This is a genomic window from Methylobacterium sp. CCH5-D2, assembly GCF_001556475.1.
Classification (GTDB): Bacteria; Pseudomonadota; Alphaproteobacteria; order Rhizobiales; family Beijerinckiaceae; genus Methylobacterium; species Methylobacterium hispanicum.
Map to the genome: position 1 here is coordinate 1 of NZ_LSIX01000749.1, position 20,151 is coordinate 20,151.

Here is a 20,151-nt window from a genome sequence, read left to right on the forward strand (position 1 = left end):
GGCGACCTGCTGGCGGTTGCGGTAGATGTCGGTGCCCCAGTCGAACTCGACGTAGATCACCGAGAGGCCGACGCCGGACACGGAACGCACCCGGGTCACGCCCGGCAGGCCGTTCATCTGCGTCTCGACCGGGAACGTGACGAGCTGCTCGACCTCCTGGGGGGCGAGTCCCTCGGCCTCGGTCATGATCGTCACCGTCGGCCGATTGAGGTCCGGGAATACGTCGACCGGAAGCTTGGTCGCGGTGAAGGCACCGTAGATGACGAGCACCGCGGCAAGCGCCAGTACGAGGAGGCGGTTGCGCAGGGATTGCGTGACGAGGAGCGTGAACACGGGTTGGCCTCCTCAGCGGACCTGGTTGAGGAGTTCGGCGCCTTGGGTCACGATCCGCTTGCCCGCGGCGAGCCCGGAGACGACCAGCACCTGCCCCGCATCGAGCGGCTCGACCCGCACCTCGCGGGGCTCGAAGCGCTCCGGCGCGGTGTGCTCGTAGACGATGCTTTGGCCGTTGCCGCCACGCACCACGCTCATGCGCGGAAGCGCCAACCCCTTCTGCTGTGCGTCGGTTGCGGCCAGCACGGTGACGAACTGCCCGGTCCGCAGTTCCGACGGCGCGCCTTCGACGGCGAAGTGCATCGGCACGGCTTGGCTGCGGTCGGCGAGCCCTGCGCCCATGTAGGCGAGGCGCAGCATGCGACCGTCGGCAAGGCGGGCGGTGGCGTGCTGGCCGCCGGTGAGGGCGTCGAAGCTCAGCGCCTCGATCCAGAGGCGGGTCGGGTCGACGATCTGGAACACCTGCACGCCGGGGCTCGCCATCTGCCCGGCCACGGCGGTCGCCTCGGCGATCACGCCGTCGACCGGCGCCTTGAGTGCTTCGGGCTGCTGGCGGATTGTGTCGAGGGCGGCGCGGCGGTCGAGCAGACCCTTCAGCTCGGCCTGGGCGTCCTCCAGTTGCACCTGCGATACGGCGCCGCCCGGTGCGAGCTTGCGGTAACGTTCGACCCGTCGCTCCGTGACTGCGATCTGCTGGTCGAGTTCGCCCTGGCGTTGGCGCATGTCGGAGGCGTCGACCGCCTGCACCGGCGGCGTGACATAGGCCAGCACCTCGCCCTTGCGCACCCGCGTGCCGAGCCGCGGGAAGATCCCGGATTCCGGCGGCGAGAGCCGGCCGCCGACCGAGGACTGCACGACCCCGCTGGCACTCGGATCGGGCACGATGCGCCCCGGCAGCTCGACGGTGCGGCGCATGATGTCGGAGGATGTCACCACCGTGCGCACGGCCAGTACCCTCTGGGTGGGCTTGGGCACGAAGATCGACCCGTCCGGTTGACGTCGCGCCAAGTCCTGTCCCGCCGGCGCCGGGGCGGCCATGAGGGTGGTTTGCGATCCGGGGGCACTCCCGTGACCGTGCCCCTCGCCCGCGAAGGCGCGCGGCGCGAACGCGAGGGCGACGATGAGGGCGACGAGGGCAGTGGCCGGCAAGTAACGGCGCCCCTTCATCAGGAGCGTGACCGCGATGCCGAGAAGGAAGCCGGTGCCGCCGATGGCCAGCGGCAGCGGGTCGGCCTCCTTCAGGTGGCGCTGAAAGTCGTGGGCCGCGGCGAGGCCGGATGCCCACGCGGAGACACCCGCCTCAGACTTCGGCGGCGGTGCCTCCCGCACCGTCAACGTGACCGGAAACATGTCGGTTGAGCCTGCCGCGGTCACGGTGAAGAGCACCTCGTGCTCGCCGGGGTGCAGGCTCCAATGTGCATCGACCGCGTAGCTGCCGTCCGGCATGGGCGAGGCGGTGAGGGAGCCGTCCGGCGTCTCGGCTCGGACGACGGCGTCCGTCACAGGCTCGTTGGTGCCCACACGGTCGAGGAACACGGCCAAGCGGCCGCTTCGGACGATGGCGACCAATTCGAGCGCGTCGGTGCTCGACGTACTGCGCGGCGCTGTAGCCGCCGCCGGAGCCTGCGCCTCGTTGCCGTGGTCGTGCCCCTCATGGGCGACGGCGAGCGTCGGCGCACCGGCCCAGAGGCCAAACGCCAGGAGAGCCGTCCGCAGGGCGGAGGCGTAGAGAACACGCATGGGATGATCGAGCCTTCGCGTAAAGGAGGCTGGCGGCTGTCGTTCACGGACAGCCGCTCAGGGCGCGCGTTGGAGCGCGGACCTCAGGCGAAGGTTCGAGGGGGTTCAGGAAGCGTCTCAGGAACCACGCTGTCGAACGTGACTTTGCGGACGCCAGCCAACGTTCGCTCGGGCTTCCAGGCAACCACGACGGTCAAGCAGTCCCAGCGCGCGAACGACGCTGGGCAGCAAAGGCCGCAAGGACCAGCCACCGACTCTTCGGCGCTTCGGTCGGCATGGCCCACCATGTCGTCAACCTGACCTGGCCCTCCAGTCACTTGGTACCCGACCGAGACGGACGTGTCGTGTCCGACGTGAAGCTCCCCCGCGTGCGAGTGTCCCGCACCCGCCACCGAAAAGGCGGCAAGCGACACGATCTGGAAGACCGTGAGCAACGAACGCCAAAAGGACCGGGTGGCCGACATGATGCGGGGTGCATAGCACATCCACGCGGGCAGACCATGAGCTATTTGGCGCTCAACGAGTGGCGCCCCGACGAAAGTCCTTGGATGTATCCGCCCCAACCGTTCGGTCCGGTGAGCGAGGTTCAAATCCGGGCACCGGCGGGGCCGGCCGCCGGTAGGGGGTTAGGTCCCGGCCGCCATTCCGGCCGCCTTGGTGTCAGGGGTGAGGTTGTTCGCGTGCAGGGCGCGACTTCGCCCGCCGGGCTTCGTGCTCGGAGGCCATGGCCTCCGTCAGCGCGTACACTCTGGTCGCAGATTGGGAACAAACAAGGAACCTGGCGGTTGCGACTCCCGAAGCTGGGCTTAACCGGTCTGACTGGGCGTCGGACGCGATCCAGCCTCGCAAGATGGGCTCCATTCCAGGACCATCCCGGCTGCAGGAGGGGGGCGTGGCTAAGAACATCGTGGTCTTCTCGGATGGCACCGGCCAGGAAGGTGGCCTCCGCGAGGAACAGCGCCTCAGCAACGTCTACAAGCTCTACCGCGTCTGCCGGGTCGGGCCGGACAGCGGCATCGACCCGCGCGAGCAGGTCGCCTTCTACGACGCCGGCCTCGGCACGGACGGCTCGGCCCCGGGTTTCGTCGGTGCCTACCGCCGACTGCAGAAGCTGCTGTCCTCGGTGACCGGCCTGGGCATCACGAAGAACATCGCCGACTGCTACGAGTTCGCCATCAACCACTACGAGCCCGGCGACCGCATCTACCTGATCGGCTTCAGCCGAGGGGCCTACACGGCCCGTTGCGTGGCCAACGTTCTGTTCCTGTGCGGCGTCCCGACGAAAGTGCCGGGCGGAGACCTTCCACGCTTCCGCAAGGCGACGCGGGACATCGCGGATGAGGCGGTGATCAAGGTCTATGAGTACGGCGCGGGTTCACCCCGGGGCGGCGACTACGAGAAGGACCGGTTCGAGTTGGCGAGGCGATTCCGGCGCAAGTACAGGTCGGGTGACGACCTTTCCTCGAACGTGGCACCGCACTTCATCGGCGTGTTCGACACCGTCGCCTCGCTCGGCGCGACCGGACCCAAGTGGTGGGGCATCGCGGCCGGCCTGACGATCCTGGCCGTGCTGGTTGCAGCCGTGCCCGCCGTCCTGTCCGACCTAGCGTTCGGCACCGGCTACTGGCGCCCGTTCCTGGCCACCCTCTCGCTCACTGCGGCGTTCGTCCTCTGGCGTTGGCTGCCGACAGCGGTCAAGACCATCACCGACTCACCGGTGAACGGGAAGGCGCGCTGGCACATCGCGCAATGGCGCTCCGGGAACTACGACCAACTGCTGAGCGGCCATGTCGGCTATGCCCGGCATGCCCTCTCCATCGACGAGACCCGCGCCGACTTCCCGCGGGTCAGGTGGGGCAGCCGGGACGGGGTGCGGAAAAAGGTCCAGGGCGAGCCCGATCCGCTCATCCAGATGTGGTTCGCCGGCAACCACTCCGACATCGGCGGCAGCTACCCCGAAGCCGAGAGCCGGCTGTCCGACGTCGCCTTGCAGTGGATGGTGGAGCAGGCCACCAAGATCCCGGATCCGCTTCGGGTCGACGGGATGGTGTCCGGAGAGCCCGGTACCGGCCGGCTGCACCTGCATCCGGCGTCCGATGGCATGCAGCACTGCGAGGTCGCCGGCATGCACGACTCCATCGCCGGCATCCTTCCCCGCTGGCTGTCCCGTCGCATGGGATGGCTGGGATGGCCGGTGAAGGTCCGGGAGATCCCGGAGGATGCCCTGGTCCACCCGAGCGTCAGGGAAAGATTCGATCTGGCCGAGGTGACCCAATGTGATGGGAAAGGTCCCTATAGGCCGTTGGCGTTGGCGAACCACCGGGACTTCAGGACCGCTTATGCGCCGGGCTCGCCAAACCCAGGGGCAGCGAAATCCGGCATCGTCTAGCAGACCAATCTGCGATTGCAGTTGCTTGGCCATCCGCGAAGCTGCGGACCGACTACGAGGGATGGAATGAGGCTCGACAGTTTCAGGGTCACCAATTTTCGCAGCGTCGAGGATTCGGAAGAGGTCACGCTCGGCGACATGGTCTGTCTTGTCGGCAAGAACGAGGCTGGCAAGACCGCCCTCCTTCAAGCCTTGGCCGGCCTGAATCCCCACCCGGCGACACCAACGGTATTCGATAGGGAACGGGACTACCCCAGGCGGCACCTGAACGAGTACGACGCACGGCATCCGAAGGAGGAGGGCGAGGCAATCGTCATCACGTCCAAATGGTCCCTATCGCCCGAGGATGTGGCGACGCTGGCCGAAGCGTTGGGCCCCGACTGTCTCCGGTCGCGTCAGATCACCCTCTCGCGCCGCTACGACGACGAAACCTTCCGCATCGACGTTCCGCTGAACTACCCGGCCATCGCCGAGTACCTGATGGCCAGCCACGGCCTCGGCGAAACCGTCAGGGAACCGCTTGCGGAAGCCACAACCACGGACATGCTCCGAAAGGCGTTGGAGGCGTTGGCGGAGCCGACGCCGGACCAAGTCGCGCTCCTGGAAACGATCAGGTCGTTCCCCGGCCAGAACGCGGTGGGTTTCGTTGGGAGCTACATCCGCTCCGTGACGCCCCAGTTCATGTACTTTTCGTATTACGACCGCATGGCCGGGCAAATCCGGGTCGACGACATCGTACGCAACGGGGACGCACCGTACCACCATCCCGGACATCCGCATGGAAACACGCATTTGGACGTCGGCGAGAGGGTTTTCCTCGACTTCCTCGAATTCGCCGGGACCTCGGTGGAGGAGATCAAGGCGTCGACGACCTACGAGTCGCTGAACGCCAAGTGTGAATCCGCATCGAACGCCATCACCGACCAATTGCAGGAATACTGGACGTAGAACGCGTTCCTGGAGCTTGAGGTCAGGGTCACGAAGGCGGAAGCGGGCGACCCCGCCCCGTTCAACGCCGGCGCGATCGCCCGCGCCCGTGTCAGGAACACCCTTCACAGGGTGACGGTGCCGTTCTCGGAGCGTAGCGCCGGGTTCATCTGGTTCTTCTCGTTCCTGGTGAAGTTCGCGCAGGTAAGCAAGCGTGGGGGCAACCAGATACTCCTGCTGGACGAGCCGGGGCTGACCCTCCACGGCAAGGCCCAGGCCGATCTGCTGCGGTACTTCGCCGACCGACTCCTGCCGAAGCACCAAGTGGTCTTCTCCACGCATTCGCCCTTCATGGTGCCGCCCGACGACCTGACGCTCTCCCGGATCATCGAGGACCAGGTCGAGCAGAAGCGTCCAGGCTTCTGGACGACGAAGGGTACCAAGGTCAGGGGCGACGTGCTCGCCACGGACCCGGACACCCTCTTCCCCCTCCAGGCCGCCTTGGGCTACGACGTCACCCAGGCGCTGTTCATCGGCAAGCACACCCTGCTGGTCGAGGGACCGGGCGACATCCTGTTCCTCAAGGCCCTGTCGGCTCAGCTGAAGCGACGGCGACGGACCGCGCTCGACCCCCGCTGGACGATCTGTCCGGCCGGTGGGCTCGACAAGATCCAGTCGTTCGTCTCCCTGTTCAAGGGCGCGAACCTACACCTGGCGGTGATGTCCGACAGAGCCCAGGGCGACAAGCGCAAGCTTGAGCAGCTCAAGGCCGCCGGTGCCATACCAGAGAGCCGCATCATGAATTATCCCGACGTGCTCGGCATCGCCGAGGGCGACGTCGAGGACATATTCGAGCCCGAGACCTATGTCGGCATTGTCAACGGCGCCTTCGAGCTCAAGGGGCGTTCCGCACTGACCCTAGCCAAGCTTGACAAGGATGCACCGGGCCCCGGCCGGCTGGTGAAGCGCATGGAGACGGTGTTCAGGATCCTCCCGGCATCCACGCCGGAATTCGACCACTTCAGCCCGGCTGATTGGCTCATCCGCAATCCCAGTTTCCTGGACGGAAACGGCCCTGGCGTCGTGACGACCCTCGACAACGGTGAGAAGGTCATCGAGGCCATCAACGCTGCTTTGCCACGGTAACCGGTCAACCCGACGCTTTTCACCGCGACAGGCGACCCGAGCGCCTCGCCCGCACGAAGGGCCGGCAACAGTCGTCAGTGGACGCTCTATTGCACCGTATATCCCTGCCATAACTGTGCCCGGCACCTCGTCACCGCCGGGGTGAAGCGGGTCTATTACGTCGAGCCTTACGTGAAGAGCCTCGCGGTCGAGCTTCACTCCGACACCATCGTTACGGAACTTCCGCAACGGCCCAAGGACGGAAAGGCGCCGACCCAGGCCCAGATGGTCATCGTTCCATTCACCGGCGTCGGCGAGCGAATGCATGAGGATTTCTTCATCAAGAAAGGTGATCTGAAGGACGAGCACGGCACGTTCGTGCCTCCCGGCGGGGGCCTGCCCGAACATGCCGTCCGGCTGCGTGACTTGGCCTCCGTCGAGAGGCGTGCCGCCTCCTTGGTCCCGGAAGCCTGACGATGGCCGAACGCAAGATCCTCAGCTTCCCGACCCGGGCGCTGGCGCCGCATGCCGTCCCGTCCATGCCGGACCTGCAATACACCCTCTTCCCCGGCCAGGACGACTGAGAGGGCGCCGTCGCCTTCGTCGACATCGAGGGGCTGACGGAGGAGCCTCTGCTGCGCCTGATTGCGACCAACGCCGCGCGGGCACTCGTCGATCTGAGGCCGCGACCCGTCTTCCAGCGTCCCCGCTTCCGGCACAAGAACGTCGTCTTCTACCTGCACGACCGGGACATCCGGTACGTCGAGTTCGCGCTGATGGCGCGCTGGCCATCCCGGGACAAGGCCGTTGCCGCGATGCATTCCTCCGAGGCATACGCCAAGATCGAGCCGGTCCTCGAACACGGGCTGGCCATCTGCCTCTACGACCAGTCCGCCGAGGACCTCGGCTGGCTCGATGAGATGCGGCGCCTGCTCAGGCATTCGAAGGGATATCGGGCCGAGGTGAACCCGCGCTCCTTGACCGGCATGCCGGTCTGAGGGGGTCTTCGACTTCCAACCGCTCGGAGACATGGTTGCCTTGTCCGGGAATCGAGTAGTAGACGGGTATATCAGCCTGCCTTAGGGCAATTGCGAGCTTATGTTGTTTTAAACGACACAAGAGGTTATTATGTCGATATAAGCGACGGGGCTTCCGCCGCCCGGGGGCGTTAAGTGGCTACGACGCACGGTGATCTGATCCTCACGCGAGGCGACCCGCAACGCGACCGGTCCCTTCAGCGGCAGGCCGCCGCCGGCAAGCTCCGGCGGGTCGGCGACGGCATCTATGCGGTGTGCAACGGTCGTCCCGTCGAAGAGATTGTCTGCGGCGGATGGGCTCCCATCCTCGCTCGATACGCGCCTGGTGCCGTGCTCAGGGGCCGGACTGCCCTGCAGAGGAATCCCTGGCGTGAGCGCGGGCCGGACGGGCGCGTCGTCTTCCCGGGCTGGGTGTTCGCGACCGATCCGCACGGGAAGGCCCGCAGGCGGTTGTCACTGCCCGGCTTGGAAATCAGAACCTTCCCCGGTCCAGGGCCGTTGGAGGGGGACATGTCCTTCCTCGGGGTCTACCTTCCGAGCGACGCGCGCGCCCTGCTGGAGAACCTGCAGGCATCACGCGCACGGAGTGGGCCTAGCCGCACCGTCGGAAGGGAAGGCGTCGAACGAGAGGTCGAGCGGTTGCTGAAGACCGCCCATGAGGACGGTCTCCGGGAGATCCGGCAGCGGGCCGAGTGCATCGCAGGCTCGCTTGGGGCGGAACAGGAACTGCAGGTCCTCCTCGATATCATCGGGACCATCCTCGGAACGCGCAAAGCCGGTTTGGTCGCAAGGGACGTGGCCGCGCGGCGCCGGCCGGACGACCCCTACGACCCCGAGTGCATGGAGCGCCTCAAGGTCTTGGCGATGACCCTCGGGCGCGTCGCGCCCGACTTGGCCGACCCGCACGTCGGTCCCGGCGAGCGGGACTGCACGTCATTCGTCGAGGCGTACTTCACCAACTACATCGAGGGCACGCGCTTCCTCGTCGACAAGGCGCGGCGCATCGTGTTCGAGCACGAACCGGCCGATGGGCGGCCGCAGGACGGTCGCGACGTGACGCAAACCTTTGCCCAGGTCGCGAGCATCGTGCCGGGCGAGGCGCGCGCATCGTCCGTCGATGAGTTCATGGCCGAGATCCGCGAGCGGAACGCGCGGTTGCTCGACGCGCGCCCCGACAAGAAGCCGGGCGAGTTCAAGGAGGATGCCAACAGCGCCGGCAACACCGTCTTCGTGTTGCCTGACCTCGTCAAGGGGACTCTGCGCGAGGGTTTCGCCATGCTGCGCGACCTGCAGGCCCCGTTCGCCCGCGGCGTGTTCGCCCACACCCTCATCGTCCTCGTCCATCCCTTCAACGACGGCAACGGTCGGACCGCCCGCATCATGATGACGAAGGAATTGGTCGGCGGGGGGAAGTCGCGAATCGTGGTGCCGACCATCTACCGGTCGGACTACATCGGGGGGTTGCGGGCGCTTACCGCACCCGGCGCCGCTCAAGCCGCGCCCCTCGTGCGCGCGATGCTGCGGTGCCAGTCCGTCACGGCCCGCATCGCTTCGCCGGACCTCGACGAAACGTTGCGCCTTTGGGCCTCGACACACGCTTTTCTGGAAGACGAGAAGAACGCGAGGTTCACCGACCCGAACGTCAACGTGGACATCGTATGGCGGCGAGGCATCCCGGCCCCCGCCTCCTACTGGCAGGAACTCGACTTGACGGCCCAACTCCAGGACGATGTCACCGGCCTGATACCCCTTGAACATCAAGTCGTATAGAACGACGATGACGCACTTCCAACGACCAAAAACTACAAAGGCCGCGTGATGACGTTCATGATGGTAGGTCGTTGCGTCACTCGCCTGCAAGGCCAACTAGGGGCGAGGTGCCGGAACGGGCAGTATGTGGTTTTGGGTCCGGCCACCACCGGCGATTCGGCAACGCGCCATCCGCATTCATCCCGAGCCATTTGGTGTATCGCAAGCCCGACGGTGATCCGTGCTGTCCGCTCGGCGCCGTCATGACGGCTCGCCATATGCCCAGTGGCGGCAGGTCGGACGCAGACGTCGGCACGTGGCCGGAAATCTCCCGAAACCCGACACCGCCTCCGAGGCGCCGATCCAGGGCTGCTTTCCTCAAGTCCAAAGGAATGCTTACGCCTTTAGGGTAAGCGACTTCTCACGTCGCTGTTGTCTCGGCTGCAGGCTAGGACCGGTCCGTGGCGCGGCTCAGTTCCGGCTCCGGCTTGCGAGCGGTCACGGCCAGCACCGCGCCATGAATGCTCCGACCCGAACAAGGCGACCCATGCGCGTGCTGCTGATCGAGGACGACCGCATGATCGGCGAAGGGTTGTCGCACGGCCTTGCCGCCGAAGGCTACTCCGTCGATTGGGTACGCGACGGCCCCATGGCCGAAACGGCGCTGCGGGTCGGCGGCCACGCATTGGTCCTGCTGGACCTCGGCCTGCCGGGCGCCGACGGCCTGCAGGTTCTCAGGTCCGCGCGGACGGCGGGCAACGACATGTCGGTGCTCATCATCACGGCGCGGGACGGACTCGACAGCCGCGTCGCCGGCCTCGACCTCGGGGCCGACGACTACCTGGTCAAGCCGTTCGAGATGCGCGAGCTGCTCGCCCGGATGCGGGCGATCCTGCGGCGCCGGGCCGGGCGGGCGACCGCGCGGCTCGTGGCCGCCGAGACCGAACTCGACACGGAGAGCCATGTGCTATCCCACGCCGGAACCGTCGCGGTCCTGTCGGCGCGCGAATACGCCCTCATGCACGCGCTCATGGAGCGACCGGGGCGCATCCTCTCTCGGGCGCAGATCGAGGAACGCATCTACGGGTGGGGCGAGGAGGTCGAGAGCAACGCGGTGGACGCCCTGATCCTCACGGTCCGCCGCAAGGTCGGCAAGGGCGTGATCCTCAACGTCCGCGGCGCAGGCTGGATGGTGCCCAAGCCATGAGGGCCGCCTCCTTGCGCCGCACGACGCTCGGCTGGATGACCGCCCTGCTCGCCGGAATCGGCTTGGCCGCGATGGTCGCGGCCTATGCCCTCGCGCGGATCGAGGCGGCCGATTTCCTCGACGGGCAGTTGCGGCAGGTCGCCCTCAACGCCGGTCCCGGGCTCCCGGACGCGGACGCGCCGCCCGCCGCCGACCAGGACCCGGAGGACCAACTCGCCGTCACCATCTGGAAGGACGGGCAGGTCCTGCGCGACGACCGCGGCGTCGACGTCCGCCACCCCGGCCGCACGGGATACGCGAACGTCGTCATGGGCGGCGAGCTCTGGCGCACCTACACGACCGCCAACGGCACCACGACGGTCCGGGTCGCCCAGCGCGACGTCGTGAGGGCGGAGTTCGCACGCAATGCGGCGCTCGGCGCCGTGGCCCCGCTGCTGCTCCTCGTCCCGCTGTCGTGGATCGTCGTCGGCTGGGCGATGAACCGGGCGCTCGGGCGGCTCGACGGCTTGGTGCATGACCTCGCCGGGCGCGGCGCCGCCGCCCAAGGCCCCTTGCCGACGCGCGGCGTGCCGACGGAGGTGGCGCCCCTCGTCGAGGCCATGAACGGGCTCATCCTTCGCCTGCAGGCCGCTCTGGCCGCCCAGAAGCGGTTCGTGGCCGACGCGGCGCACGAACTGCGTACGCCGCTTGCCGCGATGCAGATCCAACTCGACTCCCTCGGCGGGCCTGCCGGTGGCGGGGGCGACGCGCGGCGTATGGCGCTGGCGGACGGCCTCCGGAGGGCGAACCGGCTGGTGGATCAACTGCTCCGTCTCGCCCGGCTCGACGACGGTGCCGAGGCCCGTCCTGCATCCGTCGACCTCGGCCAGCTCCTGCTCGACTGCGTCGCCGACCACGTCGTGCTCGCCGAGCGCAAGGACATCAACCTGGGCGTGCATATCGAGACACCCGCGACGCTTCACGCGTCGGAGGACGAGGTCCGCGTCCTGTTCGCCAACCTGGTCGACAACGCCCTGCGCTACACGCCGTCGGGAGGCCAGGTCGACGTCCGTCTGCTGAACCGGAACGGTGCGTGCGTCGTCACGGTTCGGGACACCGGCTGCGGGCTGCCGCCGGGAAGCGAGGGCCGCCTGTTCGACCGCTTCTTCCGGGCCGCGCCACCGGAAGTCGAAGGCACAGGGCTCGGGCTCGCCATCGCCCGCCGCATCGCGGAGCGCAACGACCTCGGCCTGACGGTCGAAAACCGACGTGACGGGCAGGGGACCCTCGCAACCGTCAGACTGCCGGCCTGAGGCCGAGCCTGCGGCTCCTCCGGACGAAGCTCATTCTGCCCTCATTCTGGCTCGCTATCACCGTGCCCGACCATGACGGACGGGAGACGGGGATGAGCGAGATCCAGCGCCAGGTCTTGAACAAGGTACCGGAGGTCACCGCGGCCTTCTGGGTCATCAAGATCCTGTCCACGACCGTCGGCGAGACCGGCGCGGACTACCTCGCGGTGAACGTCGGCCTGGGTGCCGCCGTCACCGCCACCCTCACGGCCGGCCTCCTCGCGGCCGTCCTCGCCCTGCAGGTGCGCGAGCGGCGCTACGTGCCCTGGACCTATTGGTCGACCGTCGTCCTCGTCAGCGTGGTCGGCACGCAGGTCACCGACATCCTGACCGACAAGCTCGGCGTGAGCCTCTTCGTCAGCACCGGCGTGTTCGCGGCCGCCCTCGCCGCCGTGTTCGCCCTCTGGTACGCGACCGAGCGGACGCTCTCGATCCACGCCATCGTGACCCGGCGCCGCGAGGCGTTCTACTGGCTCGCCATCCTCCTGACCTTCGCGCTCGGCACGGCCGCGGGCGACCTGGCTACCGAGGCGCTGGGGCTCGGCTTCAATCTCGGCGTCGTCATCTTCGGCACGATCCTGGCCGCCCTCGCCCTCGCCTGGCGCCTCGGCGCGAACCCGGTGACGACCTTCTGGCTCGCCTACATCGTCACGCGCCCCCTCGGCGCATCGCTGGGCGATCTGCTGTCGCAGGCACGGGAATACGGCGGCCTCGGCTTCGGCACGGCCTCCACCAGCCTCGCCTTCTTCTCCGTCATCGTCGCCCTGGTGACGTCCCTGAGCCTCGTCTCCGGACGCCCTGGCGAGCCGGCCGGACAGCGGCGGGCCTGACCGTCCGCCGCCTCCCGCATCCCCATCCTCCAGTCCTTCCAACGCCGCACGACACGGAGCGAACGACCATGCGAAACATCCTCCTCGCCGCCATCGCCGCGACGGTCATCGGTGCCACGGCCGCCCCCCTGGGCCTGCTGGCGATGCAGGACGCCGCCGTCGGAGCGACGCCCAAGGCGATGGCGGCCTCGAAGCTTGGCGACCTCTCCAAGTTCCGGACCATCGTCGTCGACGTGAAGGCGATGACCGACCGGGGCGACCTCGCCGCCGCCAAGACGCGCATCAAGGACCTGGAATTGTCCTGGGACGCGTCCGAGGCCGGCCTGAAGCCGCGAGCCGCCGCCGACTGGCACGTCGTGGACAAGGCCATCGACCGCGCCCTCGACGCGCTGCGGGCGTCGAACCCCGATCCGGCCGCCTGCCGTCGCGCGGTCGACGACCTGCTCGCCATCATCGACCAGACCCACACCGCGTGAGCCAGCCCTCGCTTTCCCACGGCAGCCCGATGCAACCGACCGAGCGACCCGGACACGTCGAACCCGCCAAGGTGCCTGAAGCCACCGCCGGGTTCTGGGCCATCAAGATCGTGGCCACGACCCTGGGCGAGGTCGGCGGGAACGCCGTCACGTTGACGCTCGGCCTCGGCTATCTCGCCGGCACGGCGATCTTCGGGGCCGCCCTGGCGGTGCTGCTGGCCGCACAGGTCCGGGCGGACCGCTTCCATCCGATCCTGTACTGGGCCGTGGTCACCGCGACGACGCTCGCAGGCACGACCCTCGCCGACTTCTGCGACAGGTCCCTCGGCATCGGCTACGCGGGCGGGTCCCTGGTGCTGCTCGGATCGGTCGTCGCGACCCTGATCCTGTGGAAGCGCACGCTCGGCACGGTCGCCGTGGAGACGGTGCGGTCCCCGCGGGCCGAAGGTTTCTACTGGGCCACGGTCATGTTCTCCCAGACGCTCGGCACCGCGTTGGGCGACTGGATGGCTGACAGCAGCGGGCTCGGGTACAACGGGAGCGCGCTCCTCATCCTCGTCGCGCTGGCCGTGGTCACGGCCCTCCATCTGCGAACGCGTGTTTCCAGGCCCATGCTGTTCTGGACGGCGTTCGTCCTGACGCGGCCGCTCGGCGCCACCCTCGCCAACTCGCTCGACAAGCCGGTCGCTTCCGGCGGCCTGGGCATCGACGACATCACGATCTCCGGCGTGCTCGCGCTCGTCATGGCCGGGGCTCGTCCTCCTCATCCCGCAGCGTGCCGGTCGCCGGGCGGCCTGCGCCGACGCGCCGTGAGGTTTTTCTCGAAGAAGGAGCAGGTCCGATGGACGACCGTTACGAACGCGCCCTGAGCAAGGTACCCGAGGTCACGCTGGGCTTCTGGATCATCAAGATCCTGGCCACGACGCTCGGGGAGACCGGCGGCGACACCGTCACCATGACCCTCAACTGGGGCTACCTCGCCGGCACCGCCCTGTTCGCCGTGCTGCTGGTCGCGCTCGTGGTCGCCCAGATCATATCGAAGCGGTTCCACCCGGTCCTGTACTGGTCCACGATCGTCGCCTCGACCACCTTCGGTACGACGATGGCGGACTTCGCCGACCGCTCGCTCGGCATCGGATACACCGGCGGGTCGACCCTGCTACTCGCCTGCCTCGCGGCCGTGCTCGGGCTTTGGTACGCGACCGAGGGCACCGTGTCGGTGGACACGGTTTCGACCCCGCGGGTCGAGGCGTTCTATTGGGGGGCGATCACCTTCTCGCAGACGTTGGGCACCGCGCTCGGCGACTGGCTCGCGGACACCGGCGGCCTCGGCTACGAGGGTGGCGCCCTCGTCTTCGCGGCGGCGCTCGCGGTCGTCATCGCCCTGTACTACCGGACCTCCGTTTCACGGGTCACGCTCTTCTGGGCGGCGTTCATCCTGACCCGCCCGCTCGGGGCCACGGTGGGCGATTTCCTCGACAAGCCGGTCGCCAACGGCGGGCTGAACCTGAGCCGGCCGCTCGCTTCCGCCGTGATCGCGGCCTTCATCGTGGCGCTCATCGTCCTGCTACCGCAGCGGGCCGGCCGTCATCCGGGCGCGGACGCGACGGCGTCATGAACCTGCGGTCGACACCGCATGGCGACGCGCCGGGGCCCCGCCCTTGTCCGGCGCCGCGGCGACTTCGTCCACGGGGCCGTGCGCGCGACCTGCCCCCGATCCGTGGAGTTCGCACGGATGCCGGCGGCCCGGGGACGGCGGCCGCGCGCATCCCGAGGCCGGGCCAGAAGCAGTCGCCGTGGGTCAGGGCCGCGGTCCATCGACGATCCTTGCATCCCCGGTCTGGCCGCCTCGCCCCACGGGCGACGCGCGTCAGACCTGGGGCGGCGTACCGAGGTCCGGCCGGGAGGCGAGGCGGATGAACGAATTGGGTGCCTGGGCAGCAGCCGTGACGCGCCTCGGGAAACGGGAGCTCGGCCTCGTGGCGACGCTGTTCTGCGTCGCCGCACTCCTCCTCGCGTTCGGCCTCCTCGCCGGCGAGGTGATGGAGGGTGATACCATGGCGTTCGACACCCGGGTCGCGCGCTTCTTCCGTCCACTCGGCGCCGCCGGCCCAATCGGGCCGGCCTGGGTGCATGAGATGGCGCGCGACGTGACCTCCCTTGGGAGCATGGTCGTCCTGTGCTTCCTGCTGGCTGCGACCGTGGGGTACCTGCTCCTGGTCCGCAGGCGTGGGACTGCCCTCCTGGTGGTGGGCTCGATGCTGGGCGGCACGGTCATCAGCTTCGGCCTGAAGCTGCTCTTCAACCGCCCTCGTCCCGACATTCCCGGCGGCATCCAAGTGTTCACAGCCAGCTTTCCCAGCAGCCACGCCATGCTCTCTGCGGTGACCTTCCTGACGCTGGGGGCGATCATGACGAGGGTCGCAGCGGGCGCACGGCTGAAGGCGTACTTCATGGGGCTCGCCGTCTTCCTCACCGTCGTCGTGGGGCTGAGCCGCGTCTACATCGGCGTCCACTACGCGACCGACGTGTTGGCGGGCTGGTGCGTCGGGTCGGCCTGGGCGGTGCTGTGCTGGATCGTGGCGCTGCGCCTCCAGCGGCGCGGCCAGGTCGAAGCGTCGGGGGCGGCCGGTGAGCCCGACCGTACGGCTCATGCGGATTCGAAGCTGTCCGTTCGGACCTTGCGTTAGCGTCGCCTTACGGCGCTCAAATGGCTCGGCCGTGCTGCCGGATCACCCGGTTCAGGGTGCGCCCGAGTTGGTCGGCGGCGTAGGGCTTGTGCAGCAGCTCGAAGCCGTCACCACCTCCCTGGGCCAGCGCATCGCTGTAGCCGGACGCCAGGACGACCGGCAGGCCGGGGAGCCGCCCGCGCAACAGCTTGGCCATGGCGAGGCCGCCCATGCCGGGCATGACCACGTCCGAGAACACGACGTGGAAGCCGGCGCCATCCGGGCCGAGCCGGTCGAGGGCCTCCTCGGCGTTCGCCGCCCAGTCCGTCGCGAAGCCCAAGTCCTGGAGGATCTGCGTGGCGAATCGCCCGACCTCGACGTTGTCCTCCACGACCAGCACGCGCCGCCCGGCTCCGGACGAGGTGGCCTCGTCTCCCGTTTCATGTCTGCCCGGCTCCGGGGCGGCCTCGATCTCGGGCAGGTACAGCGTGAACGTGGTCCCACGCCCCGGAGCGCTCTCCACGTTCACGTCGCCGCCCGATTGCTTGGCGAAGCCGAACACCTGGCTCAGGCCCAACCCCGTTCCCTTGCCGACTTCCTTCGTGGTGTAGAACGGCTCGAAGATGCGTCCGAGGAGCTCCGGGGCGATGCCCGTGCCCGTGTCCGACAGCGAGACCGCCGCGAACGGCGCCGGGCTGCCGCCGTGACCGCGGATCGAAGGCATCCCCTGCGAGCAGGACAGCCGCAGCGTCAGCGTGCCCTCGCCGTCCATAGCGTCGCGGGCATTCACCGCCATGTTGATGACGGCCGTCTCGAACTGGCTCACGTCGGCCAGGACGTGACAGGGACGCTCGGGCAACTCGGTCAGCACGCGGATGCGCGAACCGGTCACCGTGTCGAGCATGTCGGCCACGCTTTTCAGACGGGCGCCGGCCTCGAACACCTCGGGCTTGAGCGCCTGCCTTCGGGCGAAGGCCAGGAGTTGCCCGGTCAGCTTGGTGGCGCGCTCCACCGTGTCCGAGACCGCGTCCATGTAGCGCCTTCGCCTGTCGTCCGGCAGGTCGGGTCGCCGCAGGAAGTCGACAGAGGACCGGATGATGGTCAGGAGGTTGTTGAAGTCGTGGGCCACGCCCCCGGTCAGCTGGCCGACCGCCTCCAGCTTCTGCGACTGCCGGAGCGCCGCCTCCGCCTCGCCCAGGCGGGCGGTGCGCTCCTCGACCCGCTGCTCAAGCGTCGCGTTCAGGGCCGCGAGCTGCCCCGCCGCCTCGCGCAGGGCGGCGTCGGCGCGCACGCGCTCGATATGCGCCCAGCAGCGCTCCGTCACCTCGCGGAGAACCGCAAGGTCGTCGCCCGACCAAGCCCGCGCCACCCGGTCGTGGATGGCCATCATGGCCGTCAGGCGCCCGTCCTTGACCAGGGGCATGCAGGCTACCGCCGCGACACCAACGGCCTGGAAGGAGGCAGCGTCCGCAGCCGGCAGTTCAGACCGGACGTCGCCGACGACGAGCAACTCGCCCGAACGAAGGCAGGTCGCGGCCAGCGTGCCGAAATCGGTGAGGCGGTAGCGCCCGACGATGCTCGGCGAGCCCTCCGCCGACCAATCCCCGCGGATGGTCAGGCCTTCCCCGTCCGGGTCCATGTCGGCGTAGGCGCAGTTCGAGAGACGCAGATGGCCCGCCACCATGCGCGTCGTCACCGACAGGATGCCCTCGGCATCTGTGTTCCCGGCGGTCTCCGTGCCGAGTGCGTCGAGGAAGCGCAGCCTTGCCTCGTTGGCTTGCCGGACCTCCTCGGCTCGCCGCCGCGCCGTGATGTCGATGGCCGTGCCGAGCGCCCGGACGCACGCTCCTCTCGCGTCGAACAGGCCCTTGCCCTTGGCCGCGACCCAGCGGACGACGCCATCCTCCTTTCCGACCGTGCGGTACTCGACGTCGTAGGTCGCGCGCCGCGCCGGGTCGAGCGCCGAGGCGAAGGCCGCGCTCGTCACCTCCAGGTCGTCCGGATGCAGCCCGGCATAGAAGTCGGCCATGCTGCAGGGCACGCCCGGCGAGATGCCGAACATCGCCTTGGTACGATCCGACCAGGTCAGCACGTCGGTGGTCAGGTCGAGGTCCCAGGTCCCCACCTCGGCGGCCTCGGTCGCGAGCCGCAGGGATTCCTCGCTGAAGGCCAGCCGCTCCAGGTTGGCCCGCCGCTCGGCCGTCAACGCCGCGTTCTCGTCCTCCAGCACGACGAGGCGCTCACGCTCGACCGTCACGTCCAACTGGCTGGCGAAGAAGTATGCGAGATCGCCGCCCGCGTCGTTGACCGGCGCCAGCAGCAGCCGGTTCCAGAACGGTGTTCCGTCCTTCTTGTGGTTGCGGATGTCGATCTCGATGGACCGGGGCGCGACGATGGCCTCGCGGATCAGGCGGACTGTCTCCGGGTCGGTCTCAGGGCCCTGCAGGAAGCGGCAATTGCGCCCGAGGATCTCCTCCCGCGCATAACCGGTCAGGCGGCAGAAGGCATCGTTGACGAAGACGATGGGATTGTCCGGCCGGCGCGGATTGGTGATGACCATCGGCATGCGCGTTGCCCGCACGGCAGCGGGGAACGGGTCGGTCCCGCCATCAATTCCGGCGAGTTCGGCCTCGATCCTGGCTTGGTCGCGTCGGAGCCGCTCAGGCGTCGCGCGGTATGGGGGTGGCTTGACCGTGTCGTCCATCAGGCTTCGGTTCTAGCAGCCGTTGCCACAATTCGCAGCGGGGTCGGGCGCGGCGGTCGCCGGACCCGCCAAGTCGCCCGGTGAAATTTTCACAACCGAGCGACCCCGAAGGCGAGGCGCCCGACCGGACTACGCCAGGACGGAGGCCGGCAGCCTTACCGTCACGGTCGTCCCGCCCGCGCCGCTTGCCATCGCGAGCGTTCCGTTGAGCTGGCGGACGAACGCCTCGACGAACCGGGATCCAAGGCCGGAACCCGGGCCGCTGGTCGCGTCCAGCCCGATGCCGTCGTCGGCGACCGTGAGCACCGCCTCACCGTCCCGGCGCCTGAACCCGAGGAGGATGCGGCCCCCTCCGGACGGAAACGCGTACTTCACCGCGTTGGTGGCGAGTTCGTTGACGATCAACCCGACCGTGACCGCCTGGTCGGCGACGATGGACAGCGGCTCCGCCTCGACGTCGACGGCGATGCGGGCCTCGGCGCCGAGCAGGCTGGAACGCAGGCTTCCGGCGATGCCCTCCAGATATGGCCCCATCGCCACCGGGCCGAGCGTCGAGGAGCGGGAGATCACGTCGTAGAGCTCGGCCACGGCGCCGATGCGGCCCTGCATCGCGCGGTAGCCCTCGACGCAGGGTTCGGCCGCCCGGCGGATTTCGTACGAGACGAACGAGGTGATGATCTGCAGGCTGTTCTTGATGCGATGGGCGAGCTCGGCGGCGAGAAGGTCGCGGTGCCTCTCCAGCATTCGCGCCTCGGTCACGTCCTCGAAGACCAGGAGCAGCCGAGTGATATGGTTGCCGGGACGGTGGACCTTGCGGGCGTTGAGCTTGAAGATGCGCCGACCGAGTCCCGGGAACTCGTCCTCGACCTCGAAGCCGTCGATGGCCATGTCGTCGGGCACGATCCGCCCGAGCAGATCCTGGAGCCGCCCGACCCGCCACTGGCCTTGCGACAGGTCGTAGAGCGACGTGCCGACCACAGTCCCAACGTCGAGGCCGAACATGCGCAGGAAGGAGCGGCTGGCACTGACCACTGTCATGTCGGCTTCGAGGACCACCAGCGGGTCTCGAACCGTGTCGACGATGCCCTGGGCGAGAAGTCGCTGTCGCTCGGCCTCGGCCCGGGCCTCGTGCTCGCCCGTGACGTCGTCGATGGCGAGGAGCAGGTATGGAACGTGGCCGTCCTCCCTGAACACCTTGCGGGCGTTGAGGCGCATGCACTTCACGCCGATGCCGGGAAAGTCGTGCCCGACCTCGTAGCCCTCGACGGTCCCGTCGCGCGGCACGATCTCGCCGAGCAGCGTGCGCAGTTCGGGGATCCCCCACTGGCCGTTGCCGAGCTCGAACAGCGGCCGTCCGACCGTCGCCTCGGGCTCGACCTTGAAGGTGTTGTAGAAGGCGCGGTTCGCCGACTTGACCCTAAGGTCCATGTCGAGAACCAGCAGGCTGGTCCGGACGGTGTCGACGATGTCTTGCGAGCTTACCGTGTCCATGCGTCCACCGTCGGGTTCGAAGCTACCCGTCCGCACGGTCCACGAACCCTAGCCGACCGGTGGGACGCGAGTCCGCGTAGTGGATGCGGGCGGGTTCACACGGCCGTCTCATTTCCCAGCCGTCCGCCACCGGAGCCGGGGGG

The 20,151-nt window shown here is 68.4% G+C and carries 16 protein-coding genes and 1 pseudogene; 13 read left to right on the plus strand and 4 right to left on the minus strand.

From position 1 onward, the window contains the following. A partial coding sequence (locus tag AX737_RS19945) for an efflux RND transporter permease subunit (RefSeq protein ID WP_197430644.1) occupies positions 1-333 on the minus strand: 333 nt, incomplete at its 3' end. Between the two features lie 12 nt (positions 334-345). Next, complete coding sequence (locus tag AX737_RS19950) at positions 346-2,073, minus strand: efflux RND transporter periplasmic adaptor subunit (protein ID WP_012455876.1); 1,728 nt, start codon at positions 2,071-2,073, stop codon at positions 346-348. A gap of 892 nt (positions 2,074-2,965) precedes the next feature. On the opposite strand from AX737_RS19950, the gene AX737_RS19955 reads away from it, so the two are divergent. The 13 genes and pseudogenes from AX737_RS19955 to AX737_RS20015 all read left to right on the plus strand — a co-directional run bounded on the left by AX737_RS19955 (position 2,966) and on the right by AX737_RS20015 (position 15,834). Then, complete coding sequence (locus AX737_RS19955) at positions 2,966-4,462, plus strand: DUF2235 domain-containing protein (protein WP_012455877.1); 1,497 nt, start codon at positions 2,966-2,968, stop codon at positions 4,460-4,462. Positions 4,463-4,528: 66 nt separating this feature from the next. Then, positions 4,529-5,410 (plus strand): AAA family ATPase, encoded by an 882-nt coding sequence (locus tag AX737_RS19960; RefSeq protein WP_003596854.1) that lies wholly within the window; start codon positions 4,529-4,531, stop codon positions 5,408-5,410. A 111-nt stretch (positions 5,411-5,521) separates the two neighbouring features. Beyond that, positions 5,522-6,535, plus strand: a complete 1,014-nt coding sequence (locus tag AX737_RS19965) for an AAA family ATPase (protein WP_017484342.1) — start codon at positions 5,522-5,524, stop codon at positions 6,533-6,535. An 84-nt stretch (positions 6,536-6,619) separates the two neighbouring features. Beyond that, a pseudogene (locus AX737_RS19970) lies at positions 6,620-6,988 on the plus strand (hypothetical protein); the annotation flags it as partial. 302 nt (positions 6,989-7,290) lie between these two features. Next, entirely contained in the window at positions 7,291-7,512 is a 222-nt protein-coding gene (locus tag AX737_RS19975) for a hypothetical protein (protein ID WP_003596862.1), read from the plus strand. Between the two features lie 174 nt (positions 7,513-7,686). Beyond that, positions 7,687-9,321: a Fic family protein gene (locus AX737_RS19980; protein ID WP_003596864.1), complete on the plus strand. Its 1,635-nt coding sequence runs from the start codon at positions 7,687-7,689 to the stop codon at positions 9,319-9,321. A 526-nt stretch (positions 9,322-9,847) separates the two neighbouring features. Continuing rightward, the gene (locus AX737_RS19985) at positions 9,848-10,507 is read left to right on the plus strand and encodes a response regulator transcription factor (RefSeq protein WP_003596865.1); all 660 of its coding nucleotides are present in this window, start codon (positions 9,848-9,850) and stop codon (positions 10,505-10,507) included. Beyond that, entirely contained in the window at positions 10,504-11,799 is a 1,296-nt protein-coding gene (locus tag AX737_RS19990; RefSeq protein WP_012455878.1) for an ATP-binding protein, read from the plus strand. Before AX737_RS19985 ends, AX737_RS19990 begins: the two co-directional genes overlap by 4 nt. 92 nt (positions 11,800-11,891) lie before the next feature. Beyond that, positions 11,892-12,668, plus strand: coding sequence for a membrane protein (locus AX737_RS19995; RefSeq protein WP_003596870.1), 777 nt, complete (start codon positions 11,892-11,894; stop codon positions 12,666-12,668). A 68-nt stretch (positions 12,669-12,736) separates the two neighbouring features. Continuing rightward, positions 12,737-13,144, plus strand: a complete 408-nt coding sequence (locus AX737_RS20000; protein ID WP_003596871.1) for a hypothetical protein — start codon at positions 12,737-12,739, stop codon at positions 13,142-13,144. Positions 13,145-13,215: 71 nt separating this feature from the next. Next, the gene (locus tag AX737_RS20005) at positions 13,216-14,013 is read left to right on the plus strand and encodes a hypothetical protein (RefSeq protein WP_238229975.1); all 798 of its coding nucleotides are present in this window, start codon (positions 13,216-13,218) and stop codon (positions 14,011-14,013) included. Beyond that, positions 13,986-14,762 (plus strand): hypothetical protein, encoded by a 777-nt coding sequence (locus AX737_RS20010; RefSeq protein ID WP_003596877.1) that lies wholly within the window; start codon positions 13,986-13,988, stop codon positions 14,760-14,762. The genes AX737_RS20005 and AX737_RS20010 overlap by 28 nt, the downstream gene beginning before the upstream one ends. A gap of 298 nt (positions 14,763-15,060) precedes the next feature. Continuing rightward, positions 15,061-15,834: a phosphatase PAP2 family protein gene (locus tag AX737_RS20015; protein WP_003596879.1), complete on the plus strand. Its 774-nt coding sequence runs from the start codon at positions 15,061-15,063 to the stop codon at positions 15,832-15,834. Between the two features lie 16 nt (positions 15,835-15,850). Here AX737_RS20015 and AX737_RS20020 read toward each other — a convergent pair whose 3' ends face one another. Beyond that, complete coding sequence (locus AX737_RS20020; protein WP_003596880.1) at positions 15,851-18,517, minus strand: PAS domain S-box protein; 2,667 nt, start codon at positions 18,515-18,517, stop codon at positions 15,851-15,853. 129 nt (positions 18,518-18,646) lie between these two features. Beyond that, complete coding sequence (locus tag AX737_RS20025) at positions 18,647-20,008, minus strand: PAS domain-containing protein (protein WP_012455880.1); 1,362 nt, start codon at positions 20,006-20,008, stop codon at positions 18,647-18,649. Between the last annotated feature and the right edge of the window lie 143 nt (positions 20,009-20,151).